We start from the raw sequence: 24667 nt of genomic DNA, 5'->3' as shown, positions 1-24667 counted from the left end.
GGTCCGTATTTGGACGGTGCAGGAACGCAGGCCGGCGGGGTCAAGTGCTTGATGCGATCGATTACCGTTCCGACATAGTGGCAAAGGGCCTGCGTCTGCGTGGCCCGACAGGAGTAATGTAAATGCCGTCATTTGCACCCGCCCTCGAGACCACCCTGCACAAGGCACTTGAGGCTGCATCGTCCCGACGCCACGAATATGCGACGCTCGAGCATCTCTTGCTGGCGTTGATCGACGACGAGCACGGATCGAAGGTCATGGGCGCCTGCAACGTCGATCTGGGCGAGCTGAAAACCACGGTCGCGCATTATCTCGACACCGAGCTCGATGCGCTCAAGGTCGATGCCGCGACCGATCCATCGCCGACGAGCGGCTTCCAGCGCGTCGTCCAGCGCGCCATCCTCCACGTCCAGTCTTCGGGCCGCGACGAAGTGACGGGTGCCAACGTGCTCGTTGCCTTGTTTAGCGAGCGGGAAAGCTATGCCGTCTATTTTCTGCAGCAGCAGGACATGAGCCGCCTCGATGCGGTTAGCTTCATCAGCCACGGCGTCGGCAAGGGCGGACAGCAGCCGACTGAAGCGTCGACACCCAAGGGTGCCGACGACGAGAAGCCGACCAAGGGACAGGAGAAGGGCAAGACGGAAAGCGCGCTCAAGCAATTCACGGTCGACCTGAACGAGAAAGCCAAGAACGGGAAGGTCGATCCCCTGATTGGGCGCGGGCCGGAGGTGGATCGCACGATCCAGATCCTGTGCCGCCGGTCGAAGAACAACCCGCTTTATGTCGGCGATCCCGGCGTCGGAAAAACCGCGATCGCGGAAGGTCTCGCCCGGAAGATCGTCGAGGGCGAGGTCCCCGATGTGCTCAAGCCGGCGGTGATCTATTCGCTCGACATGGGCGCATTGCTGGCAGGCACCCGGTATCGTGGTGATTTCGAGGAACGCCTGAAGGCAGTCGTCAACGAGTTGGAGAAGATGCCGGACGCGGTGTTGTTCATCGACGAGATCCACACAGTCATCGGTGCAGGCGCGACGAGCGGCGGTGCGATGGATGCGTCAAACCTGCTCAAGCCGGCGCTCTCGGGCGGCACGATCCGCTGCATCGGCTCGACGACCTACAAGGAATTCCGCAATCATTTCGAGAAGGATCGCGCCCTGCTGCGGCGATTCCAGAAGATCGATGTGAACGAGCCGACGATTGAGGACACGATCAAGATTCTGGCGGGCCTGCGCTCGGCGTTCGAGGATCACCACAACGTCAAATACACCCCCGACGCGATCAAGTCGGCGGTGGAGCTCAGCGCGCGCTACATCAACGACCGCAAACTGCCCGACAAGGCGATCGACGTGATCGACGAGGTCGGTGCGATGCAGATGCTGGTGCCGCCGAACAAGCGCAAGAAGACGATCACCCCCAAGGAGATCGAACAGGTCATCGCGACCATGGCGCGTATCCCGCCGAAATCGGTTTCTACCGACGACAAGCTCGCGCTCGCCACACTCGAGACAGATCTGAAGCGCGTGGTGTTCGGGCAGAATGCGGCGATCGAGAAGCTCAGTTCGGCGATCAAGCTGGCGCGAGCGGGTCTACGCGAGCCAGAGAAGCCGATCGGCAACTATCTGTTCACCGGCCCCACCGGCGTCGGCAAGACGGAGGTGGCTAAGCAGCTGTCTTCGATCCTGGGTATCCCGCTCCAGCGATTCGACATGTCCGAATATATGGAGCGGCACTCGGTCAGCCGTCTGATCGGTGCGCCCCCGGGCTATGTCGGGTTCGACCAAGGTGGGTTGCTGACCGATGCGGTCGACCAGAATCCGCATTGCGTGCTGCTGCTTGACGAGATCGAGAAGGCGCATCCAGATCTGTTCAATATCCTGTTGCAGGTGATGGACAACGGGCGCCTTACCGACCAGCACGGCAAGTCGGTCGATTTCCGCAACGTCATCCTGATCATGACGACCAATGCGGGGGCCAGCGACATGGCGCGCGAGACGGTGGGCTTCGGCAACCTTACGCGTGAAGGCGAGGACGAACAGGCGGTGCAGAAGATGTTCACGCCGGAGTTCCGCAATCGCCTCGATGCGATCGTGCCGTTCGGCTATCTGCCGACGACCGTGGTCGCCCGGGTCGTGGACAAGTTCATTCTCCAGCTCGAGCTTCAGCTGGCGGACCGCGGCGTCCATATCCAGCTCGATGACGAGTCGAAGGCGTGGCTCACCGAGAAGGGCTATGACAAGCTCTACGGAGCGCGTCCGATGGGGCGTTTGATCCAGGAAAAGATCAAGCAGCCACTTGCCGAGGAGCTGCTGTTCGGGAAACTGGTCCACGGCGGCGAGGTGACGGTGAAGATGAAGGATGGTGCGCTTTCGTTCGCGATTGAAAGTGCGGCGCCGAAAAAGCCCAAGAAGAAGGGGAAGGCTGAACCCGTCTCTGCCAAGTAGCAGCGAGACGGCGTCAAGCCGCGTTTACGAGACCCGGCGGCAGCGCTTGCCGCCGGGTTTTTTTATGCCATAGCCAGCCGCGTTTACCGTTCTTTGCCGAACGCGCTTTACGAGGCATGTCATGGGGATACGGGCATATATGCGGTGGGTCATGGTCTTGCTGCTGTGGACGCTCGGCTTGGTGACTGCACAGCCCGCTGCCGCGACCGCCTTCCCCCTGGCGACTTGTCTCGTCCGCGCAGCACCCGGCATGACGGCGCCGGCCCTGTTCAAGACGCCGGAACGATTCGACTGCACCACCCCACAGCGACGGTTCGGCCCGGGTGATTTCTGGGTCCTGTCACAGCCGCTTCCCGCGGCTCCGCTACGCGGCACCAGCGCACGTATCGGCAGCATCTGGATGACGCGCATCACGCTTTATGTCCGCTATGCCGATGGTGCGATTCGCCATGTCGGCGTCACGCCAAAAACCGCCCATGAGATCCTGAACCTCGGCGCCGTCCTCTCGCAACCGCTGCCGCGCCATGACGCGCCACCGGTGCGTCTTCTGTGGCATGTCGAAGGCGCCACGAACCTTCGCGGCGTCATCCTGCAGCCGGTACTGGCGGATCATGGCGAGGCGGCGACGACCGAGATCGTGCGCGGCGCACTTTACGGCGCGTTTGCCGGCATGGCGATCGCGCTGATCGTCTACAATCTGGCGCTATGGGGAGCGCTTCGCCAGGCTTTCCAGCCAGTCTACTGCCTCCTCGTCCTGTGCCTGCTGGCCTATGTATCGACGTCATCAGGTGCTGCGGGCCAAGTCTTTACGGGCCTTGACAATAACGACCGCCAGCGGCTCAACATATTGTTCCTGGCCGCATCTGCCAGCACAGCACTCCTTTTCGCCCGCAGCTTTTTCGAACGCGCCGTATTCTCGGGCTGGGTAAGGCCGCTCAGCAGTGCGGTGATGGTCGGGCTGGTCGGCATGGCGGGGCTCTGGGTTATGCTCGCCCCCCGCGCGATCCATGTCCTCGATACCGGCATGTCGATCGCATATCTGGGGTTCATCGGGGTTGTGGCGATCATCCTGTGGCGCGCGTGGCGCGTCCGCAGCAATTATCTGTGGTTGTTTGCGCTTGCGTGGGGTGCACCGATCGTCATGTCGGGGCTTCGCATCGCCAGCAGCTTCGGGATGGTCGAGCCGAGCCTGCTGGTCGACAATTCGACGGTCATCGCGATGGCGATCGAGGCGCTTCTGTCGAGCACGGCGATTGCTTATCGCATCCTGTTGCTGAGCCGCGAACGCGACGCTGCGCGGGAACAGGAGATCGCGGCGCGCCTGCTTGCCGATACTGACCCGCTGACCGGCCTGCTCAATCGTCGCGCCTTCCTGGCACGCGCGATTGGCCGCCCCGGCGAGCAGACGCTGCTGATCGCCGACATCGACCATTTTAAGCGGGTCAACGAGACGATCGGTCATGATGGCGGCGACGAGGTGTTGCGTGCCTTCGCCCGTGCGCTCCGCAGCGCACTGCCAACCGATACGCTCATCGCCCGAATTGGTGGCGAGGAGTTTGCTATCCTCGTCGATGCCTCGACATCGGTTTCGCCCTGCGCAATCCGCGACCGTGTCCGCGGCCAGTCGATGCCGTATGATATCACCGTCACCGCCAGCATCGGTACGTGCACCGGCCCCCTGTTGCACGACGCCGACTGGAAGACGCTTTACCGCGACGCCGACCGCGCCTTGTTCGAGGCCAAGGCGGCGGGCCGCGATCGATCGCGAAGCGCGGTCAGCCTCGTCTCGGCCGCCTGAGTGCGGTGCCTGGTGCCGCGACTTGTCAAAGCGGATTGACGACGTCAGGATGCAGCTTCCCCCGGGAGAATGACGATGCGTAATCGTAAGGCTGCCCTCGCTGTCGCTGCGCTGGTGCTGACGCTCGCAGTAATGCCGCGACCGACGGCGGATATCCGCCTCATCACGCATGACCCGTCCGACCCCGCGCCGCACAGGATGCAGGCCGCAGTCGACCTGGGGCTGATCGGCATATCGGTGCTTTACACCTGGACTGTCGACCGGCTGCGCTAGAATTCGCGGCAAACTCGGCGCGTGCCGGTCGCGGCATAGTCTCCGCCGTCGACGCGTCCTTGACCCCCGTCGCGCGCCTGCTCCATAGCAGCACCCATGGAAACGCCGACCGAAGACCTCTCATTCGAAGAGGCATTGAAAGAGCTGGAGACGATCGTGGGGCAGCTCGAGCGTGGTGATACGCCGCTGCAGCAGGCGATCGAGCTTTACGAACGCGGCAACAAGCTGCGCCAGCGTTGTGCCGATCGGCTCGATGCTGCGCAGGCGCGGATCGAAGCGATCCGGCTCGATGCCGAGGGTAAGCCGGCTGGGGTTCGCCCCTTTGCGGCAGGTTGAGCCGCGCATGACGACCTTGCCACAATCGCTGGCAGAAGCGCTCGCTGAGGTTTCCGCAGAGATCGACGCGCAGTTCGACGTCCTTCTGGCGATCCCCGAAGATCCGCGTGCGGACCTGTATCGCGCGATGCGTCACGCGGCGATCGGCGGCGGCAAGCGGCTACGCCCATTGCTCGTTTTCGCGACCGCCAGCCTGTTTGGGGTCGACCGTGCTTGTGCGGCGCGGGTGGCCACGGCCATCGAGGCGATCCATGTCTATTCGCTGATCCATGACGATCTCCCGGCCATGGACGACGACGACATGCGTCGTGGCAAGCCGACCGTCCACAAGATGTTCAGCGAAGCATGCGCGATCCTCGCAGGTGACTGCCTTCACGCGCTGGCGTTCGAGATCCTCGCCGACCCGTCAACGCACCCCGATCCGTTCGTGCGCGCCGATCTGGTGCTCGACCTTGCCAAGGCGTCCGGCCCGACCGGGATGGCCGGCGGCCAGATGATGGATCTCGAGGCGGAGAATGCCCGGTTCGATCTGAACACTGTCACCCGGCTTCAACAGATGAAGACCGGTGCGCTGATTTTGGCGTCCGTCGAAGCAGGCGCCATTCTTGGCAGGATTGCGCCCGAGGGCCGGGTTGGCCTGCGCGGCTATGCGCACGATCTGGGGCTCGCCTTTCAGATCGCCGACGATCTGCTCGACGCCGAAGGCGATGAGGCGGCGGCGGGCAAACGCCTCCGCAAGGATGCCGGTGCGGGCAAGGAGACGTTCCTGTCGCTGCTCGGCGCGGATCGCGCGCGCGAACAGGCCCGCATGCTTGTCGACCAGGCGATCGCACATCTGCACAGCTATGGCCGTGAGGCCGATCTGCTCCGCGAGATCGCACGCTTCGTGCTTGACCGCGACCGCTGACCTCTTCCGGAGACACCGACCATGACGGCAAGCCACGAGACCGTAAGGGTCGGTGTTTACCCGGGTACGTTCGACCCGATCACGCTGGGCCATATGGACATCATCCGGCGTGGCGCGAAGCTGGTCGACCGACTGGTCGTCGGCGTCACGACGAACGCCTCCAAATCGCCGATGTTCACGATCGAGGAACGCATGGCGATGGTAAGGCGTGAGGTGGAAGGCGTGGCCGGCGAGATCCACGTGGTCGCGTTCGATTCACTGTTGATGGATTTTGCCGAGCGCGAAGGGGCAAAGGTCATCGTCCGCGGTCTGCGTGCCGTCGCCGACTTTGAATATGAATATCAGATGGCAGGGATGAACCAGCAGATCAATCCGCGGGTCGAGACGGTGTTCCTGATGGCGGATGTCGCGCTGCAGCCGATTGCGAGCAAGCTGGTCAAGGAAATCGCGCTCTTTGGCGGGGACATAGCCAAATTCGTGCCGCCTGCCGTCAGCGAAGAGGTCATTGCCCGCGTCAATCAGATTGGCCGCAAGGGAAGTTGACGCGCGCGGGACGCCAGTCGGCGGACGATGTTCAGTTTGGCGCAAGCACGGATTTGTTCTAAGCGGCGGGCTTCAAGGTCGGCCCCGGCCTCATGGCCAATGCGAGTAGGGATTTGATGCGCTTTTTCGCCGGTATGTTTGCGATCCTCGGGTGCCTCGTCGCGGCGCCTGCGTACGCCCAGATCATCGATCCCGCCGTTGCCGGACGCGCCACCCCGCCGTTGACGACGGACACGCAGAACCTGCTGCTCCTTGACCTGTCGACTGGGGGCCGGGTCACGATCTGGCTTCGTCCCGATGTCGCCCCTTTGATGGTCGAGCGTATCAAAACCCTGACCCGGCAGCATTTCTACGACGGCCTGGCGTTTCACCGGGTGATCGACGGGTTCATGGCACAGGGCGGCGATCCAAAGGGTGACGGTACCGGTGGCTCACCCCTGCCCGACGTGAAGGCCGAGTTCAATTATCTGCCGCACGTTCGCGGCGCGGTGTCCGCGGCGCGTTCGGAAAAGGAAGACAGCGCGAACAGCCAGTTCTTCATCGTCTTTCAGCCGCGCCTCAGCCTCGACAAGAAATATACCGTGTTCGGCCGGGTGATCGACGGCATGCAATATGTCGACGCCATTGAGCGCGGCGAGCCGCCGGCAAACCCCTCGCGGATCCTGCACGCCTATATCGCTGCGGACAGCCCACCGGCCTATGTCGCCGCGCCCGTTACCCCGCCACCGGCACTGGGCGCGCCTGTAACCCTGCCGGGGACCGGCAGCAGCAAGTCGAGGCCAGCACCGGCGGTCGTTGCAAAGCCCAAGCTTGCCAAGAAGGCCCCCGCGAAGAAGTGAGAGTCCGTTGAACGTCGACCTTTTCGACTTCGACCTGCCGACCGACCGTATCGCACTCCGGCCCGAAACGCCGCGCGATGCCGCACGGCTGTTGGTCTTAGACGGGGATGCAACACGCGACCTGCGCGTCACGGATCTGGCTGGACAGCTGCGTCGCGGCGACCTGCTGGTGTTCAACGACACGCGGGTCATTCCGGCGCAGCTCGAAGGGCGTCGTGCTGGGATCGAGCAGGACGGGCAGCTCTCGTCCGGGGCGAAGATTGGGGCGACGCTGCACAAGCGCGAAGGGCCGCGGCGTTGGCGCGCCTTCATTCGCAATGCGCGCCGTCTGCGCGATGGCGATCCGATTGATTTCGGCAACGGCGTCGTTGCCCGGGCGGTCGACCGGGCAGACGACGGCAGCTACGCGCTCGAATTCGCAGGGGACGAACCGATCGAACTGCTGCTCGATCGTGCGGGGCGAATGCCCTTGCCTCCCTATATCGCCGCGAAGCGCCCGACGGACGCGCGCGACGCCGAGGATTACCAGACGATGTTCGCCGCCGAGCCCGGCGCGGTTGCCGCCCCGACCGCGGCGCTGCACTTCACCCCATCGGTGATGGCTGCGCTCGAGGCTGCGGGCATCGCAAAGGCAACGCTGACGCTGCACGTCGGTGCGGGCACGTTCCTGCCGATGAAGGTGGACGATACCGACGATCACCAGATGCATGCCGAATGGGGCCGGATCGATGCGACCACGGCGGACCAGCTGAATGCAGTCCGCGCCGCCGGCGGCCGGGTGATCGCGGTCGGCACGACATCGCTGCGACTGATCGAGAGCGCGACCGGTGACGACGGCGTCATCCGACCGTTTGAGGGCGACACGGCGATCTTCATCACGCCGGGCTACCGCTTCAAGGGGATCGATGGCCTGATGACCAATTTCCACCTGCCGCGGTCAACGTTGTTCATGCTGGTATCGGCGCTGATGGGACGCGAGCGGATGCAGGCCGGCTATGCGCATGCAATTGCGGCCAAGTATCGCTTCTACAGCTATGGCGATGCCAGCCTGCTGCTGCCATGACCGGCCCATGTTGATCCCGTTGATCCTGGCTTTGCAGGTCGTGCCTTCCGCTGGGGTTGCGCAACCGCCCGCAACGATCTTTGCCGAACCGGCCGCAATGTTGGTCGCCGCCTGCGATGCGGATCGCGACGCGCGCGTGACCAGGCCCGAACTCGACACCTGCCTCGCGCGGAGCTTTGCGGGCGCCGAGGGCAGCACGACGGGCAAGATCGGCTATATCGCCTATGCCGACTGGTCGCTGAAATGGCTTGGCGATCGCAACGCCCTGCCCAGTCCCTTCGAAGTCGATCGCGACGGCGATAACGCGATCACCCTTGCCGAGCTTCAGGCCCGATTTGCGCAGTTCTTTCTCCGCTTCGACCGCAACCGGGACGGTGTGCTCGTGCGCGAGGAGCTGCTGACGATCAGGAGCTTCGCCCCCAACGCTCCACCGCGCGGCAAGCGCCGTTAATGGATCATCCCGTGTCCCCTCGTTTCGACTTCACCATTTCTGCCACCGATGGCGCAGCACGCACGGGCCAGATCGCGATGCAGCGCGGCGTGATCCGTACCCCCGCCTTCATGCCGGTCGGCACTGCCGCGACGGTCAAGGCGATGAAGCCCGACGACGTGGCGGCCGCGGGGGCCGACATCATCCTCGGCAACACCTATCATCTCATGCTGCGTCCCGGAGCGGAACGTGTCGCGCGACTGGGCGGGCTTCACGGCTTCATGGGCTGGTCGAAGCCGATCCTGACCGACTCGGGTGGGTATCAGGTGATGAGCCTCGCGGATCTTACCAAGCGGTCCGAGGAAGGGGTGTCGTTCAAATCGCATCTCGATGGCACCCGCCACCTGCTCAGCCCCGAACGGTCGATCGAGATCCAACGATTATTGGGGTCGAACATCGTCATGGCGTTCGACGAGCTTGTCCCGACGACCTCGACGCGTGAAGTTCAGGCCGCGGCCATGGAACGATCGATGCGCTGGGCGAAGCGATCGCGCGACGCCTTCGATGCAGGCGGTGCCCATGCTGAGAACAACGCGATCTTCGGAATCCAGCAAGGCGCGCTGAATGAGTCGTTCCGCAAATCGTCGGCGGACGCGCTGATCGATATCGGCTTCGATGGCTATGCGGTCGGCGGATTGGCGGTCGGCGAAGGACAGGAGGCGATGTTCGGATGCCTGGATTTCGCCCCCGGACAATTGCCCGCCGACAAACCCCGCTATCTGATGGGCGTCGGCAAGCCTGACGATATCGTGGGCGCTGTCGAGCGCGGAATCGACATGTTCGATTGCGTCATGCCGACCCGGTCAGGGCGAACCGGCCAGGCGTTCACGCGCAAGGGGCCGATCAACATCCGCAACGCCCGGTTTGCCGAGGACCAGTCGCCGCTAGCGGCCGACTGTGCCTGCCCGGTCTGCGCCACCTGGAGCCGGGCCTATCTGCATCATCTCGTCCGCGCGGGCGAGATGCTGGGCGCGATGTTGATGACCGAACACAATATCTGGTTCTACGAAACGCTGATGACAGATCTGCGCGCTGCGATCGCCGCCGGTACATTGACGAAGTTCGCAAATGATTTCCGAGCGGAGTATGGTCGGAAATCGAGTTAGGAGAGTGACGTGACCGACCCCATCACAACGGCTGCCGACGACGATACCCCCAACGAAATCCTCGCCGCAGCCAAGGAAGCAAAGCTTCACGCCGAAGCCGCAGCAAAGGCGACCGTCGAGAAGGCGAAGACCTGGCCGCTTGCAAAGATCGGGCTTGGCGTCGGCATAGGATCTGCCGCCATCGCCGGCGCGGTGCTTTTTAACCGCTCGCGTACCCAGAAGTAAGGACACAGATGCGCCTCCTCCGCTACGCCTTGCTGCTTGGTGCAGCCTGTTGTCCTGCAGCGGTGGTGGCGCAGTCCGCCCCCCCCAAATCTACATCGAACGTGTCGGTAAAACCGCTCGCCTTCACCGAACGCGTGCTGGCCAACGGTTTGCGTGTCTACGCCATCCGGGACACGGCGGCACCCAACGTTTCGGTCCAGGTCTGGTATGACGTCGGGTCCAAGGACGATCCCAAGGGCCGGTCCGGCTTTGCCCATATGTTTGAACATCTGATGTTCAAATCGACCCGCAATCTGGTGTCTGAACAGATGGACCGGCTGACCGAAGATGTTGGCGGGTATAACAATGCCTCGACCAACGACGACTATACGAATTATTACGAGGTGGTTCCGGCCAATCGCCTGCAGCGTCTGCTGTTTGCAGAGGCCGACCGGATGGCGAGCCTTGTGGTCGAACCTAAAAGCTTCGCGTCTGAACGCGACGTCGTGAAGGAGGAGCTTCGCCAGAGCACCCTTGCCCGGCCCTATGGCAAGCTGTTCTCGCTCTATTATCCCGCGCTTGCCTATGCACGACATCCCTATGCACGTGGTACGATCGGCAGCCTGGAAAATCTCGAAGCCGCCGGCATCGACGACGTCCGCGCCTTTCATGCAACCTATTATCGACCCGACAATGCGGTTCTGGTCGTCTCGGGCAACTTCGAGCCGGCACAGCTCGATCGCTGGATCGACACCTACTTCGCCCCCATCAAGAAGCCGAGCGGGGAAATTCCTCGGGTAACGGTCGCCGAGCCGGCCCGTACCCAAGCCGTGACGCGTACCGTCTACGAGCCCAACACGCCGCTCCCCGCGGTGCTGATCAGCTATCATATCCCGGCGGACCGCGCTGCCGACATCCCTGCGCTCAGTCTCCTGAAAGCGATATTGTCGGAGGGCGAAAGCTCGCGGCTCTACGAAAGCGTCGTCTACCGCGACCAACTTGCGCAGTCCGCCGACGCCATGATCGACAGCAAGCAGTCGACCGGCAATCTGGTCGTCTACGCCATCATGGCCGGGGGCAAGAGCGTCGACGCGGGTGAAGCCGCGCTCAAGCGAGAAATCGCACGGCTGCGCGATGCCCCCGTCACGCCTGCCGAACTGGCCGAGGCGAAGAACGAAATTCTGACAGCGTCGATCATCGCCCGGGAAACCGCCGAAGGAAAGGCGAGCACCCTTGCGTCATCGGTGATCGTGGATGGTGATCCGCGCGCCGCAGACCGCCAGCTCGCGGCCATTGCGCAGGTCACGGCCGCAGATATCCAGCGCGTCGCACGGACCTATCTGGCTGACGCGCAATCCGCGACGATCCGGTATCTTCCGCTCGATGCCAAGCCGGCCGCGACGCGGGTCGCGACGATCGATGTGGCTCCCAGCGTCCACGTCGCCGATCTTAAGGCGCCCGCCAACGTCGAGATCGTTACCCCCGCCGCCGAAGGACAGCGCGTCCTTGCCCCCGCCCCCGGTACACCGATTTCGCCGACCCTGCCCCAGCCGATCTCGACGCAGCTCGCCAATGGCATGCGGCTTATCACCGTAGAGCGGCACGATCTGCCGATCGTCACCGCCTATCTCGTTACCGGTGGCGGCGCGGCAACCGATCCTGCCAATCAAGCAGGCGTCAGCAGCTTGGCGGCCGAGTTGCTGACCAAAGGCACGCGCACGCGAACGGCCACGCAGATAGCACGGGAGATCGAAGGCCTTGGCGGATCGATCGGCAGCGATGCAGGCAGCGACGGTGCCTCCGTCGACGTCACGGTGAAGGCGGATCAGCTTGCCCCCGCGCTGTCGATCCTCGCCGACGTGGCGATGCACCCTGCATTCGCGCCCGACGAAATCGAACGGGCACGGACGCAGCAGGTCGACGCAGTATCACTCGCGCTCAAGAATCCGGCGCAGCTGGCCGCACTGGTCGCCGATCGGGCGGTTCTAGGCACGTCTGCCTATGGCGCGCCGGTCGGCGGAACGCCGATCTCGTTGAAGGCGATCACCCGGGCCGACATCACCGCGGCCTATGCGCGCAGCTTCAGCCCCGATCAGGCTACGCTCATCATGGTCGGCGACGTCACCGCGGCGCAGGCGAAGACGCTGGCCGACGCCCAATTCGGCCCTTGGAAGAAGACCGGCGCGGCGACGACACCCGGCATGCCGATCGATTACCCGGCGCCTCGCGTGATCGTCGTCGACATGCCCGATGCGGGCCAGGCTGGCGTCGTCGTCGCCCGGCCGGCGATCGCGCGCACCGACCCCCGCTATTATTCGCTGGCGGTAGCGAACACCGTACTTGGCGGAGGCTTTTCTTCACGGCTGAACCAGGAAATCCGGATCAAGCGCGGTCTGGCCTATGGCGCAGGCAGCACGCTGGACGCGGGGAAGACACAGGGAACGGTTGCCGCGCGGACACAGACCAAGAACCCTACCGCAACGGAAGTCGTCTCGCTGATCGCAGCGGAGCTGGCGGGCATGGGCAAGGCACCCGTGTCCCCGGGCGAACTGGAGACACGCAAGGCGGTACTTGTCGGGAATTTCGGGCGCGGGATCGAGACGACGTCCGGCGTGGCGGGAATTCTGGGATCCTATGTCCAGAACGGCGTCAGCGTCGATGAACTGCAGCAGTTTACGGCAAAGGTTGGCGCAGTTGATTCCGCGTCGGTCCAAACCGCAGCCGCGGCGCTGCTCGATCCCAAAAAGGCCAGTATCGTGGTCGTCGGCGATGCCAAGCAGTTCGCCCCCTCGCTTCGACAGGCCTATCCACAGGCCGAGCTGATCCCCGAGGCTGCGTTAAAGCTCGATACCGCCGCACTTAAATGACTCTCGTCGGGACGACCGCGGGCATTCGGTAGCGGAACGGTAGGGTTTCCTGCGATATGGCTGGCCGTCTTTGATGACGGTGGCGCAAGGATAGCGGGATTTTGAACACGACGCGCTGGGCCTCCCGGTCATCGAGACGACGATGGTTGCCGGTGGCCATATCCGGCGTGATCGCGTCGACCGCGCTGTTTGCGCACGCGGCGTTCCGCTACGCGCCAAGGGATGCCGGGACACCTCTGCGCGGCGGTGATGGCGAGGGGCCCCATAGCAATGCCCTCAAGAGCATTCCCGGGGACTTTGGGGCTCCCGTCCCCGGGGTGACGGGAACGACCGCCCTCCCCAAGGTGCCCAGTTCCGTTGATATTCGTACAGGGGATCCCGGCGTCGTGGCAGCGCGTCCCTTTTCAATGACGGGGACCAGCGCGGCGGACCGGGCCCGGGCGTTGTTCTGCCTGACGACTGCGATCTATTACGAGGCCGCATCCGAACCCGATGCCGGGCAACGCGCGGTTGCTCAGGTCATTCTCAATCGTGTCCGCCATCCCGCCTTCCCGGCAAGCGTCTGCGGCGTGGTCTATCAGGGGCCCCATTCGGGCGGGGCACCGACTGCATGTCAATTCAGCTTTGCCTGTGACGGCGCGACCGCGCACGCGCCGGCCAGCCTTGCGTGGGTCCGGGCCGAGCGGAATGCGGCGATGGTTTTGGCAGGCTATGTGTATTCGCCGGTCGGGCTGGCAACGCATTATCATACCTATGCCGTCACGCCGCCTTGGAGCCGCAGTCTGGTGATGACGGCGGTGGTCGGCGCACATTTCTTCCACCGGTGGAAAGGCTATTGGGGCACCGCTGCGGCCTTTAAGCAGCACTATCTCGGCCGTGAGCCGCTGCCAGGTAGGGCCACCGGCGCGGCATTTGCAGCACTTCCGACCACAGCGCGGCCAGACATCGCGGATGGCGCCAGAGGCGCCTCGGATTCGGGTGTCGTGATGTCGGCTACGGTGCAAACCAATGCGGGGATCGGATCGACGCCTGCCGAGGCGGATCGATTACCACCCGCGCCGGAAATACTCGACCGGTGGAAGGATACCGGCGGGTTGCGCTGACGTTGCGGCATGTCGCCATGCCCAAACGCTGGATATGGAAACGGCCGCCGATAGCGGCGGCCGTCCAGAGCCGATCTTATTCGGCGGGAATCATGGTAGAGTTCGCCATGCGCTCGCCACCGGGGGGGGCGGCTTCGCGGGCGGCGCGCAACGTCTGCGTGCGCTCGGCGCGGCTGGCCATGTCGTCCCAAGCCTTTTCGGCGCGGCGGCAGCGGTCGCGGACATTGTCGAGCNAAGTAGGCGCGGCGGCCATAAGGGCCGCCGCGCCGCAACCGAAATCAGTTATCGGCGGATAAATCCGCCGACAGCCTCAGTCGGCCGGCTGGAGGTTCACAGCCGACTGCTTGCCGCGCTTGTCGGGCTCGAGCTCGTAGGTGACGCGCTGGTTCTGGTTCAGCGTCGGCATGCCGGCGCGCTCAACCGCGGTGATGTGCACGAATGCGTCGTTGCCACCGCCATCGGGAGCGATGAAGCCATAGCCCTTGTCGGCGTTGAAGAACTTTACGGTGCCAGTGATAGCCATGCGATGGCTCCTTCTTTGTTATGGGGCAATCCGAGGTTCGGACCGCCCGATGCCGCGGAGCAGGGAAAGAAGGAGAAAGGTGCCGCAAAGCGCCAAGAACCGTCGATATGCGACTGTAGCAAATCTCCATATGGGACAGACGACCCGAAATTGCAAATCTGGCGGTGTTTTTAGACGACCATTACCATCAGAAAGTCCCCCCGCAGCACCAAGGCCGGCGGCGTAACAGAACGCCGCCAGCCCCGGTTATTAGCGGCAGCGTGCCGGGGTGTTGCTCCGATCGACCGCACGTCCGGCGAGCGCGCCGCCGGCGGCGCCGAGCACGGTGCCGAGCAGGCCCGAACCGCCCGGTGCGATCACGTTACCGAGCACGCCGCCGGCCACGCCGCCGACGATCAGACCGGTCGTCCCATCGTTGCGGCGGCAATAATAGCGGCCGTCATTGCCGCGGTAGATGCGGTCGTTGTTCGACAGGCGGCGTTCGCGGTAGCGGCGGTCGTCGCGGTAGTAGCGGCCGGCGTCGTAGCTGCCATAGGCAGGGTCGGGCCGGTTATAGTCGTAGGACCGATAGCGCGGGTCGACGCCGTAGCGGTCGCCGCCACCGCCGACGCAGCCGGCGATCAGGGTGGAGGCGGCCATAAGGCCCAGCGTCATAGCGCGCATTTCGTGTCCTTTCAGAGGGTTGTAGGTATCACCTCAATGCTCGGCGCCGGCCTTTGTTGCCGGCGCCGATGCACTCAGTCCTGCAGACCTGCGGGGACGGTGCCGCCATTCTTGGCCAGTTCGCGCATCACGGCCTTGTGCAGCCAGATGTTCATCTCCGCGCTGCCGTCCTTGGCACCGGTATAGCCGAGCTCGGTGGCGAGTTCCTTGCGGTTGTCGAGGCTGGAGTCGAGGTCGAGCAGCTTCATCAGGTCGACGATCGAGCTGCGCCAGTTGAGGTCCGAATTCTTGCGCGACGCCATGCCCGAGAGCACCGCCTCGACATCGACCGGCTGGGTGGCGGCGGGGGCGGTCTGTGGGGCGGGGGCCGCCGGAGCAGCGGGGGCGGGTTTCGGGGCGATGGCGGCGGGGGCCGGAGCGGGTGCCGGGGCGGCGGGCTTGGGGGTGCCGAAATGGCCGCTGCCGAGCGGGCCCTTTTCGCCGAAGATGGCGGATTTGATCTTGCTGAAAATGCTCATGAAATTCTCCGTAAAAAAACTTGGATCAGGTGACTGGCAGCGTCGCGGGACGCAGCGAGTCATATTCCGCCCTGGTCGGGACCGCGGTGGGATCGGGGCGGAAGGCCTCCGGCGCGCGGTCGGCGGGGCCGGGATGCGGGCGGGCGGGGGCGAGATCGGGGGCGGCATGCTCGGCCGGATTGGCGGGCGCGCGGCGCAGCCAGGCCGCGAGCAGCGCGCCGCCCAGGCCGAGCGCGGCGACCCCCGCGGCGATCGCGGTGCGACCGAAGGTCTTGGGCTTGCGGTGCGGGTGACGCACGGGGGTTAGCATGACGAATGTCCTGGTTGTTGCGCAGCCTCAACGGCTTGCGTGCAACCCTGTTCCCGGATCGAGGCCGGGTTCGGCACCGGAACCGTCGCCGGGATCCGCCGACGCGGCGAGCTGAACCGTCAGGGCGGCGATCCGCGTCGTGACGCGCGCGAACCAGCGGTCGCGATCCTGCCGCTCCGACGCCGCGAGCGACGCGCGCGACAGATCCTGCGCCGCGTCCATCAACTCCGCCTCGGCCGGCGTGAGCGCGCGGGCATAGTCGTCGTCGCCATAGTCGCCGACCACCGCGCCCGCGAACCCCGCAGGCGGCGGGAAGCGGGTGCGCCATGCGCCGGTCGCCGCGCAGCGCCAGACCGGCGGGTCGAAACCGGGCACCGCGCCCCCGACGTCCCCCGCCTCCGCATAGTCATCGTCGTCGTCATAATCGTCGTCGTCGTCCTCCCCCTCGGCCGAATGTTGCGAATGTTGAGACGATAAAGCGGTTTCGTCGTCCCCGGCGGGAGGGGCCGCGGGTGGCGGCGGGGCGAACGCGACCATCCCGGCGGCCTCGGCGCGCGCCCATTGCTCGCCGCTCCAGCCGGCGCGCGCGGCGGGATCGAGATCGGCGATATCGACCTCGGCCGCGGTCGCGACGCCGGTGCGGACGAGCCGGTCGGCGGCGGCGAGCGCGTAGATCGGCCCGAGATCATGCGCGTCGCCGCCCGCGGGTTCGTCAGCACACCCTGCCCCTGCCCCTGCCCCGCCGGTCCGCCGCGCGAGGAACAGCCCCGCGCGCGCCGCGCCCTGATCGCGCCCGACGAGATCGAGATAGGCGTCGAATTCCTGCGCGACGAGCCGCGCGGCCTTGGCATCGGCATCGGGCGCGCTCTCCGCCTGGCGATCGAGCCGGGCGAGCAGCGCGAGGCCGAGCCGGTTGTCATATTTGTGGCGGGTGATGACCGTCTCGCCGCGGACGATCGTGTCGACCGTCCCCTCGAGCGCGCGGACGAGCAGCGTCTCGGCGATCGAATCGCGCGCGACGAGCGCGGCGGCGCGCCAGCCGAGCGCGAACACCGCGCCCTTGGCGGTGCGGCGGAACGCATAGGCCGAGGTGGCGGACAGGCCGACGCGGCGCGCGGCGACATCGACCCCGTGCCCCTCGGCGAGCGCCTCGAGAAAGCGGCGCTGGTTGGCGGCGGACCAGCCGTCCTGGCGGCGCGAGCCGCAGGCGGCGCCCGGTGGCATGAGATCGGGCGCGTCGCGCGCGGGCTGGTGCGGGTCGGGGTGGTTGCCGGGCGTGTCCGGGTGGCCGGGCACGCGGGGCGGTGCCGCGGCGGCGGGCGTGTCGAGGGGGTCGTCGTCCTCCTCCTCCGCGCCGCCGGTGACGAAGGTGGTGGGCGGCGAGGCCATGACGGCCGTGTAGCGATCGTCCGTGCGGGGATAGCTCGCGGGGGCGCCGCCTCCGGGGGCGATCGCGCGCGGGACCGCCAGACCAGGGCCCGAAACGGCGGGGCCGGGCTGCACGCGCAGCCGCGCAGGCGTGCCGCCCCATCTGGGGGTGTCGGCGGTCGAGGTGATTCGCGGCTTTATGGGCTCGGGCGCGTAGAGCGCGGCATAGTCGGTGCCGGGGACCGTCGCGAAGGCCGGTGCGCGGGGCGGCGTGTCGGAACGTTTGTTCACGGTTTGATCCTATCCCGAGGGGAGAGGATCGATCAGATATGCTGAAACGGGGGTAGTAGGACAGCCCCCCGGGGCGGTCATTCCGTACCATTGGGCGAGGTGTTTCGTGCAATTCGGCGGCCGGGCGACGGTGGGGGGCCGGATCGGTCGGCAGAGACGGCGCGACTCGGCCGCAGGGTTGCAGGGTCGGGCCGTAGGGAACGGTGCGGCTCGATCCCGATGTGCTGGCGAAGTTTCGCGAGGGCGGGCCGGGCTGGCAGGGGCGGATCAATGCGGCGTTGCGCGCGGCGGCGGGGCTTCAGGGGTAACGCTGGCGGGCGTGGAGGATGGCGAGGATCTCGATCGGCTTGGTGACGCGGTTGATCGCATGAACACTTTGGCAACTCGCGTTGGCGCGATGGAAGTGCTAAATCACGTTCTTAGATTGTTCCGTACTCAACAGTTATCTCGACTCGCATAAATCACAATATGTGGTATGAGGGAGATGGTTAACCCCAAGGGATTGGGTCTTATGGCTGTTGTGCTCGCAAAAGGCTGGACTCAACCGGTTGTGTTCACACGACCACCGCCGAGCATATCGGCCGAGCAGTTAGCCCTCTTTCCTCGGTCCACCCTCATCGAATTGCCAACACGAGCAACAGCAGACATTTACAAATACGTTCAAGCCGACAACAAGCGGTATTATTATTTAAAGTTGGATAAAGATGGACGTTACGCTCGTGCCAATGAATGGCTATGCTATCGGCTAGCGAATCTCGTTGGCGTCAGCACGCCGCGGTGCGATTTTATACAGACGTTCAATGGTGATATTGCGTTTGGCTCTGAGGGAGTTGTTGGCGCCGCGTCCGAGATTGATACATTTCTATATCTGCAGACTCACAGCATGAATGAGATTGGACAGCCGATCGCAGGCCTACAGGAACGCTTATCCGCCATACATACATTTGATCTTTTCATTAATAATGTTGACCGACATATGCGGAATTTCCTCGTACTCGGTGCCGGCGATGAGCGGCAATTGATTGCAATGGACTTTGCACGATCCCTTTTTTGGAAGTGGCCACTTGATGGCTTTCCTTCTCCCGGTGAGGAAACCGGAAAGACGTGGATAGAATTGCGCGAGAGACACGGCTTTGATTTAGGTGCCGCCCGACTGGTACTCGACCGGCTCAGCATGATCGGCGAGATACAGCTAGCACCGATCGTGTCGCAGATGCCGTCACACTGGCTGCCCATCGAACTACAAGAAGCGCTACTTGCGTATTGCCGTGAGGGGCGCTGGAAGGCTAGGGTCGCCGCGTTACGTCGGGGGCTAGAGAGTGGGTCGATCGTTTAACTTTTCGATCGTTCGCCTCGCACCTGGAGGGGTTCGAGACGAACGCATCAATGTCGGCCTAGCTATCTTCCGGGAAGACGGCGTCGACGTTCGCCTGCCTGCAACGCTGGGCAAGATACGTGCTATCTCCGGCGCGCTTGATCAATCTGCGATACGAGAACTCGCTAAGGCGATCGACGATCGCGACACCGAAATTCGTACCGCTGGGATTGACGATCCTGAAGCGCGTGTCCGCGCCATCGGCAACCTTGGTCCCATTCAGCTATCCGAGCTCGGAACGTTTCAGAGCAACTCGCTAAGTGAGTATGAAGATCGCGTAGCAGCGATTTTTCGAAGTATTGTTGATCCCGAACCGGCATCAAGGACATTTCGCTCCAAAAAATCTCGCCTTCTGACCGATTTGAAGAAATTATTACGCTCGCAACGAGTTCTGGCAAAAGGTGACGAGGATATCCGCTCTCATCGAATAGTTTCTAACTATTCGCTGGCAGAGGGGCTGACGGCTGATCTTGCGCTAAAGAACGGCGTAATGCATATCGTGGAGACCGTCGATGTATCATCTGACGACGCTACTGCAAGAAAGGCTGTCTCGGATATTGCTGTGTCAGCGCTTGTCCTCGAGCAGGCGAGAATTAATTTTGGGGCAAATGGTACCAAAACTCGCCTAGTTTATAGCGCGATGCCGACAGTCGAGACAGCCGCCAAGACATGCCTCGAAGCTGCCGAACACCAAGGGGCTCAGCTTTATAACTGGGCAAGCTCTGCAGACCAGATAAGCTTGATTTACTCATTGAGCAAACTTGCCATCCCAAGAGAAACTGCAGCAGATCGGCGACGTCGCTTGGAGCAAGGCGACGGCGCACGACTAAAAATGGCTTAGCCACTTTCTTCTTCTGACCGCTTCTCCTGCAACGGCGTCAGATACTTCCCTGTGAAGCTGCCCTCGCCCTTCGCCACCTTCTTCGGTTGGAAACGTCGCTAACGCGGCAATTGGCGCGGTTGGCGTTCCGCGATCCTGATCGGTCGGTTGGCAGGCGTGGCGAGCCTTCCCTTGCGCCCCTCTCCCCAGCCCTCTCCCCGGCGGGGAGAGGGCGTCTGGGTCAGGCCGCCACCACCTTCTTCTCCAGCAACGGCGCCAGATACTTGCCCGTGAAGCTGCCCTTGGCCTTGGCGACCTTTTCCGGCGTGCCTTCGGCGACGATCTCGCCGCCCTTGACGCCGCCCTCCGGGCCCAGGTCGAGGACCCAGTCGGCGGTCTTGATGACGTCGAGATTATGCTCGATCACGACGACGGTGTTGCCCTGCTCGACCAGCGCGTGGAGGACTTCGAGGAGTTTGCGGACGTCCTCGAAATGCAGGCCGGTGGTGGGCTCGTCGAGGATGTAGAGCGTGTTGCCGGTCGCGCGGCGCGAGAGTTCCTTGGCGAGCTTGACGCGCTGCGCCTCGCCGCCCGAGAGCGTCGTCGCCTGCTGGCCGACCTTGACGTAGCCGAGACCGACCTCGACCAGCATCGCCATCTTGTCGCGGATCGGGGGGACCGCCTTGAAGAACTCGGCGGCGTCCTCGACGGTCATGTCGAGCACGTCGGCGATGCTGTGGCCCTTGAACTTCACCTCGAGCGTCTCGCGATTGTAGCGCGCGCCGTGGCAGACGTCGCACTGCACATAGACGTCGGGGAGGAAGTGCATCTCGATCTTGAGCACGCCGTCGCCCTGGCACGCCTCGCAGCGGCCGCCCTTGACGTTGAAGCTGAACCGGCCGGGCTTGTAGCCGCGCGCCTGGGCTTCGGGGAGGCCCGCGAACCAGTCGCGGATCTGCGTGAAGCTGCCGGTATAGGTGGCGGGGTTGCTGCGCGGGGTGCGGCCGATCGGCGACTGGTCGATGTCGATGACCTTGTCGAGATATTGCAGGCCGGTGATCTTGTCGTGCTTGCCCTGGACGATGCGCGCGCCGTTGAGCTCGCGTGCGGCGGCGGCGTAGAGCGTGTCGATCGTGAAGCTCGACTTGCCCGACCCCGAGACGCCGGTGACGCAGGTGAAGGTGCCGAGCGGGATGCTGGCGGTGACGCCCGTCAGGTTGTTCGCGGTGGCGTTGTGGACGGTGAGCTTCTTGCCGTTGCCCTTGCGCCGCGTGGCGGGGACCGGCACTTCGCGCGTGCCGTTGAGATAGTCGGCGGTGATGCTGGTCTTCGACTTCAGGATCTGTTTCAGCGTGCCCTGCGCGACGACCTGGCCGCCGCGGACGCCTGCGCCGGGGCCCATGTCGATGATGTAATCGGCGGTGCGGATCGCGTCCTCGTCATGCTCGACGACGAGCACGGTGTTGCCGAGATCGCGCAGGCGGCGCAGCGTCTTGAGCAGCATGTCGTTGTCGCGTTGGTGCAGGCCGATGCTGGGCTCGTCGAGGACGTAGAGCACGCCCGACAGGCCGCTGCCGATCTGCGACGCGAGGCGGATGCGCTGGCTCTCGCCGCCGCTTAGCGTTCCGCTCGTGCGATCGAGGTTGAGATAGTCGAGCCCGACATTGTTGAGGAAGCCGAGGCGCTCGACGATTTCCTTCAGGATGCGTTCGGCGATCGCGTTCTGCTGGTCACCCAGATGCTGCGGCATGTCGGTGAAGAACTGGAGCGCGTCGACGACCGAGAGGTGGGTCGCGTAGCTGATGTCCTTCATCGCGATCTTGACCGCGAGCGCCTCGGGTTTCAGGCGCGCGCCGGCGCAGACCTCGCACGGGGCGGCGGACTGGTATTTGTTCAGCTCCTCGCGCATCCACGCGCTCTCGGTCTGGAGCAGGCGGCGGTTGAGGTTGCCAATGACGCCTTCGAACGGCTTGGAGACGTCGTATTTCTTCTTGCCGTCGATGAAGGTGAGCGTGACGGGCTTGCCCTTCGAGCCGTGCAGGATGACGCGCTGGACCTCCTCGGGGAGCTCGCCCCAGGGGGTCTCGATGTCGAACTTGTACTCGCGCGCGAGGCTGCCGAGGACCTGCATGTAATAGGGCGAGGGCGGGTTGGATTTCGCCCAGGGGACGACCGCGCCCTTCTTGATGCTGAGCATGTGGTTGGGGACGACGAGATCCTCGTCGAACAGCAGTTTCTCGCCGAGGCCGTCACAGGCCGGGCACGCGCCTTGCGGGGCGTTGAACGAGAAGAGGCGCGGCTCGATCTCGGAGATGGTGAAGCCGCTGACCGGGCAGGCGAACTTCTCGCTGAAGACGATGCGGCCGTCGGGGGCGTTGCTGCCGAGGATTTCGGACTTTGGGGTGTGCGGCTCGACCGGGTCGGCAGGGTCGACATAGGCGAGGCCTTCCGCGAGCTTCAGCGCGGTTTCGAACGATTCCGCGAGGCGCGTGGCGATCTCGCCGCCGACGACGAGGCGGTCGACGACGACCTCGATGTCGTGCTTGTACTTCTTGTCGAGCGCAGGCGCCTCGTCGATGTCGTGGATCGTGCCGTCGATGCGGACGCGGGTGAAGCCCGCCTTCTGCCACTCGGCGAGTTCCTTGCGATACTCGCCCTTGCGGCCGCGGACGACGGGGGCGAGCAGGTAGAGGCGCGTGCCCTCGGGGAGCGCCATGACGCGGTCGACCATCTGGCTGACGGTCTGCGCGGCGATCGGCTCGCCGGTCGCGGGGGAATAGGGGATGCCGACGCGCGCCCAGAGCAGGCGCATGTAATCGTAGATCTCGGTGACGGTCGCGACGGTCGAGCGCGGGTTGCGCGACGTCGTCTTCTGCTCGATCGAGATGGCGGGGCTGAGGCCCTCGATATGGTCGACATCGGGCTTCTGCATCAGTTCGAGGAACTGGCGCGCATAGGCGCTGAGGCTCTCGACGTAGCGGCGCTGCCCCTCGGCATAGATGGTGTCGAACGCGAGGCTCGACTTGCCCGAGCCGGACAGCCCGGTGATCACCGTCAGCGTGTCGCGGGGGATGTCGATATCGACGTCCTTGAGGTTGTGTTCACGCGCGCCGCGTACGGAAATCTTGGTCAGCATAGGAGAGTCTGTTCCACATTTGTTCGGACGCGACAAGCCCGGGAGGGCGCCGGGCGGGTGCTCGCAAAGATGGGTAACGCCGAACCATTGTCCAAGGTGCCGACGATAGTTACATAGTGTATTGTTAGTACAATACAGTGCTGGAGACCGAGATGGGCAAGAAGAAGGAGCGTCGCGAACGCGAGGCGCGCGAGCGCGAGGCCGAGACGGGCGCGACGAAAGGCGAGGGGTTCGAGGCGCGCTGGTCCGCCAAGGCGGGCAAGCATGGCGGCGCGGCGCCGTTCGCGGGGATCGCGGCAGCGCTGACGCGGCAGATGGGCACGCCCGCGGGACGCCAGGTCATCGCGGCCGGGCTGATGATGGCGGCGACCGCGATCACGGCGAAGGATATGCGAGGCGCGACGCCGCCACCTGCACCGCCCGAGCCACCCAAGCCGCCCAGGCCGCCAGAATCCTCGGCCGAGGCTTCGCCGGAGGCTCCGGGCGCGTCGACGGCGGGCAGCGGGCCGTTCGCGGGCGAGACGCCGGAACCGCCCAGGAGCGACGCTGCTGCGCTGCCGCCCGAATTCGCCAAGGTGATCGACTCGTTCGCATCGGGCCTGGAGCGGTTTGCGGCGAACTTCGCCAAGCCGCCAAAGGGCTGATGCTTCCGATCCTCCCCCGCAAGGGGGAGGGTTCTACGCTCAGCGCGGCGTCGCGGGCGTCGCGGGCGGCACCGGGACCAGCTCGTAGAGATCCAGGATCGCGCCCTGCCCCGCGCGCGTCATCACGAGGCGCCAGCGCAGCGGGCCGACGCGTTCGACGACGCCCGCGACGTCGCGCGCCGGGTTGGTGCCATAGGGCGGCGCGACCTGCGCGGGCGCGGTGCGGACGGTGCCGAGGAACACCTGCCGCCGGTCGGTGTCGGGGTGCAGCCAGCCGCCGGGCAGCGTCGTGCCGGTCTGCTTGGTGAAGGAGAGCCCCGCGCCGTCGCCGTCGACATAGCAGAAATCGGGCGCGAAGCTCGCATAGCCCGCCCGCCCGCCGAGCCGGACCAGCCGGCAGCGATAGGAACCGGGCGAGAGCGCGGGCAGGTCGAGCGCAGCGGCGGGGTCGAGCAGCGCACCCTCGGCCGCGATCCGGCCCGCCAGCCGTCTGGGCACCGCGGCGCGCGCGCGCGTCCAGCTGTCGCCGAGCGCTGCGAGCCGGGCGCGGTCGTCGGGCGTTGCGATCGTCGTCCAGTTTGGGGCGGCCGGTGCGGGGTCCGCCGCCACGGCCGGGGCCTTGCCCGCGCTGCCGCCCTGGGGCTGCGTCGCGCAACCGGCGAGACAGGCCGTTCCTATCGCCAAGATCATCAACGCACGCACGGGCAGACTCCTTGCACGGCCGGTCGCGACGGTGGCGTCGCCGCGGCGTGGAGACGGATGGCTATGCCGGGCTGGTAAACGGATTGCTAACAACTGCACTGATCTGGCTCAGTTTCGACCCGAGGTGAGGGATGGATGCGGTGAGGTGCGGATGAGCGGTTGGTGAAGGTCGGCAGGGGGCGAGGCAACCCCCTGCCTGTCGTCATTTCGGCCCGAACCGGGACTCAGGGCCGCGGGCGCGTGCACTTGGGGCTCTGGGTCCCGGCTTTCGCCGGGATGACGGGAGGGGGGGCGGGTTGTGGCGGGTGCGGGAGCGATTTTGTGGCGCCTCCCCTTCCCGTCATTCC

General features: G+C 64.9%; 24 protein-coding genes. 17 read left to right on the top strand and 7 right to left on the bottom strand.

What is annotated here, in order from left to right; translation table 11 throughout:
- The first annotated feature begins 122 nt into the window (after positions 1–122).
- From clpA to IFS44_RS16600, 13 genes are all read left to right on the top strand, one after another.
- On the top strand, positions 123–2441 hold the full coding sequence (gene clpA / locus IFS44_RS16660; RefSeq protein WP_031394983.1) for an ATP-dependent Clp protease ATP-binding subunit ClpA: 2319 nt from the start codon (positions 123–125) through the stop codon (positions 2439–2441).
- A 139-nt stretch (positions 2442–2580) separates the two neighbouring features.
- Positions 2581–4239: a GGDEF domain-containing protein gene (locus tag IFS44_RS16655; RefSeq protein ID WP_192099344.1), complete on the top strand. Its 1659-nt coding sequence runs from the start codon at positions 2581–2583 to the stop codon at positions 4237–4239.
- A 75-nt stretch (positions 4240–4314) separates the two neighbouring features.
- Complete coding sequence (locus IFS44_RS16650) at positions 4315–4512, top strand: hypothetical protein (protein ID WP_166746869.1); 198 nt, start codon at positions 4315–4317, stop codon at positions 4510–4512.
- A 96-nt stretch (positions 4513–4608) separates the two neighbouring features.
- Entirely contained in the window at positions 4609–4848 is a 240-nt protein-coding gene (locus IFS44_RS16645) for an exodeoxyribonuclease VII small subunit (protein WP_031394986.1), read from the top strand.
- Between the two features lie 7 nt (positions 4849–4855).
- Positions 4856–5755 carry a polyprenyl synthetase family protein gene (locus IFS44_RS16640; protein WP_031394987.1) on the top strand — a complete coding sequence of 300 codons (900 nt, stop codon included), beginning with the start codon at positions 4856–4858 and terminating at the stop codon, positions 5753–5755.
- Positions 5756–5776: 21 nt separating this feature from the next.
- Complete coding sequence (gene coaD / locus IFS44_RS16635) at positions 5777–6298, top strand: pantetheine-phosphate adenylyltransferase (protein ID WP_056405224.1); 522 nt, start codon at positions 5777–5779, stop codon at positions 6296–6298.
- Positions 6299–6414: 116 nt separating this feature from the next.
- Positions 6415–7137, top strand: coding sequence for a peptidylprolyl isomerase (locus tag IFS44_RS16630; RefSeq protein WP_192099299.1), 723 nt, complete (start codon positions 6415–6417; stop codon positions 7135–7137).
- Positions 7138–7144: 7 nt separating this feature from the next.
- Entirely contained in the window at positions 7145–8200 is a 1056-nt protein-coding gene (gene queA / locus IFS44_RS16625; RefSeq protein ID WP_056405220.1) for a tRNA preQ1(34) S-adenosylmethionine ribosyltransferase-isomerase QueA, read from the top strand.
- A 97-nt stretch (positions 8201–8297) separates the two neighbouring features.
- The gene (locus tag IFS44_RS16620) at positions 8298–8651 is read left to right on the top strand and encodes an EF-hand domain-containing protein (RefSeq protein ID WP_244650384.1); all 354 of its coding nucleotides are present in this window, start codon (positions 8298–8300) and stop codon (positions 8649–8651) included.
- Between the two features lie 11 nt (positions 8652–8662).
- Entirely contained in the window at positions 8663–9796 is a 1134-nt protein-coding gene (gene tgt, locus IFS44_RS16615; protein ID WP_342366459.1) for a tRNA guanosine(34) transglycosylase Tgt, read from the top strand.
- Positions 9797–9805: 9 nt separating this feature from the next.
- A complete protein-coding gene (locus tag IFS44_RS16610) occupies positions 9806–10021 on the top strand; it encodes a hypothetical protein (protein WP_197975095.1) in 216 nt (71 codons plus the stop codon).
- Between the two features lie 8 nt (positions 10022–10029).
- Positions 10030–12867, top strand: coding sequence for a M16 family metallopeptidase (locus tag IFS44_RS16605; protein WP_192099297.1), 2838 nt, complete (start codon positions 10030–10032; stop codon positions 12865–12867).
- Between the two features lie 167 nt (positions 12868–13034).
- A complete protein-coding gene (locus IFS44_RS16600) occupies positions 13035–13970 on the top strand; it encodes a cell wall hydrolase (RefSeq protein ID WP_342366458.1) in 936 nt (311 codons plus the stop codon).
- A gap of 310 nt (positions 13971–14280) precedes the next feature.
- Here IFS44_RS16600 and IFS44_RS16590 read toward each other — a convergent pair whose 3' ends face one another.
- The 5 genes from IFS44_RS16590 to IFS44_RS16570 all read right to left on the bottom strand — a co-directional run bounded on the left by IFS44_RS16590 (position 14281) and on the right by IFS44_RS16570 (position 17643).
- Entirely contained in the window at positions 14281–14493 is a 213-nt protein-coding gene (locus IFS44_RS16590; RefSeq protein WP_031394996.1) for a cold-shock protein, read from the bottom strand.
- A 249-nt stretch (positions 14494–14742) separates the two neighbouring features.
- Positions 14743–15156, bottom strand: a complete 414-nt coding sequence (locus IFS44_RS16585; RefSeq protein ID WP_192003563.1) for a glycine zipper 2TM domain-containing protein — start codon at positions 15154–15156, stop codon at positions 14743–14745.
- Positions 15157–15230: 74 nt separating this feature from the next.
- Positions 15231–15674, bottom strand: a complete 444-nt coding sequence (locus tag IFS44_RS16580; RefSeq protein WP_107045542.1) for a DUF3597 domain-containing protein — start codon at positions 15672–15674, stop codon at positions 15231–15233.
- A gap of 25 nt (positions 15675–15699) precedes the next feature.
- Complete coding sequence (locus tag IFS44_RS22635) at positions 15700–15984, bottom strand: hypothetical protein (protein WP_192099295.1); 285 nt, start codon at positions 15982–15984, stop codon at positions 15700–15702.
- A gap of 27 nt (positions 15985–16011) precedes the next feature.
- Entirely contained in the window at positions 16012–17643 is a 1632-nt protein-coding gene (locus tag IFS44_RS16570) for a hypothetical protein (RefSeq protein ID WP_192099294.1), read from the bottom strand.
- Between the two features lie 203 nt (positions 17644–17846).
- On the opposite strand from IFS44_RS16570, the gene IFS44_RS16565 reads away from it, so the two are divergent.
- The 3 genes from IFS44_RS16565 to IFS44_RS16555 all read left to right on the top strand — a co-directional run bounded on the left by IFS44_RS16565 (position 17847) and on the right by IFS44_RS16555 (position 19859).
- Positions 17847–17951, top strand: a complete 105-nt coding sequence (locus tag IFS44_RS16565) for a BrnA antitoxin family protein (RefSeq protein ID WP_192099293.1) — start codon at positions 17847–17849, stop codon at positions 17949–17951.
- A 203-nt stretch (positions 17952–18154) separates the two neighbouring features.
- A complete protein-coding gene (locus tag IFS44_RS16560; RefSeq protein WP_192099292.1) occupies positions 18155–18979 on the top strand; it encodes a HipA family kinase in 825 nt (274 codons plus the stop codon).
- Positions 18963–19859, top strand: a complete 897-nt coding sequence (locus IFS44_RS16555) for a DUF3037 domain-containing protein (RefSeq protein ID WP_192099291.1) — start codon at positions 18963–18965, stop codon at positions 19857–19859. The genes IFS44_RS16560 and IFS44_RS16555 overlap by 17 nt, the downstream gene beginning before the upstream one ends.
- A 220-nt stretch (positions 19860–20079) precedes the next feature.
- On the opposite strand, the gene uvrA is transcribed toward IFS44_RS16555, so the two are convergent.
- Positions 20080–22974 (bottom strand): excinuclease ABC subunit UvrA, encoded by a 2895-nt coding sequence (gene uvrA / locus IFS44_RS16550; RefSeq protein WP_192099290.1) that lies wholly within the window; start codon positions 22972–22974, stop codon positions 20080–20082.
- Positions 22975–23126: 152 nt separating this feature from the next.
- Between uvrA and IFS44_RS16545 the strand changes: the two genes are divergently transcribed.
- Positions 23127–23618 (top strand): hypothetical protein, encoded by a 492-nt coding sequence (locus tag IFS44_RS16545; RefSeq protein WP_206757859.1) that lies wholly within the window; start codon positions 23127–23129, stop codon positions 23616–23618.
- A gap of 39 nt (positions 23619–23657) precedes the next feature.
- Here IFS44_RS16545 and IFS44_RS16540 read toward each other — a convergent pair whose 3' ends face one another.
- The gene (locus IFS44_RS16540; RefSeq protein WP_342366457.1) at positions 23658–24320 is read right to left on the bottom strand and encodes a DUF4893 domain-containing protein; all 663 of its coding nucleotides are present in this window, start codon (positions 24318–24320) and stop codon (positions 23658–23660) included.
- Between the last annotated feature and the right edge of the window lie 347 nt (positions 24321–24667).

Source organism: Sphingomonas sp. CFBP 13706, from assembly GCF_014842355.1.
Classification (GTDB): domain Bacteria; phylum Pseudomonadota; class Alphaproteobacteria; order Sphingomonadales; family Sphingomonadaceae; genus Sphingomonas; species Sphingomonas aerolata.
This window is presented reverse-complemented; position numbering and strand designations above follow the sequence as displayed.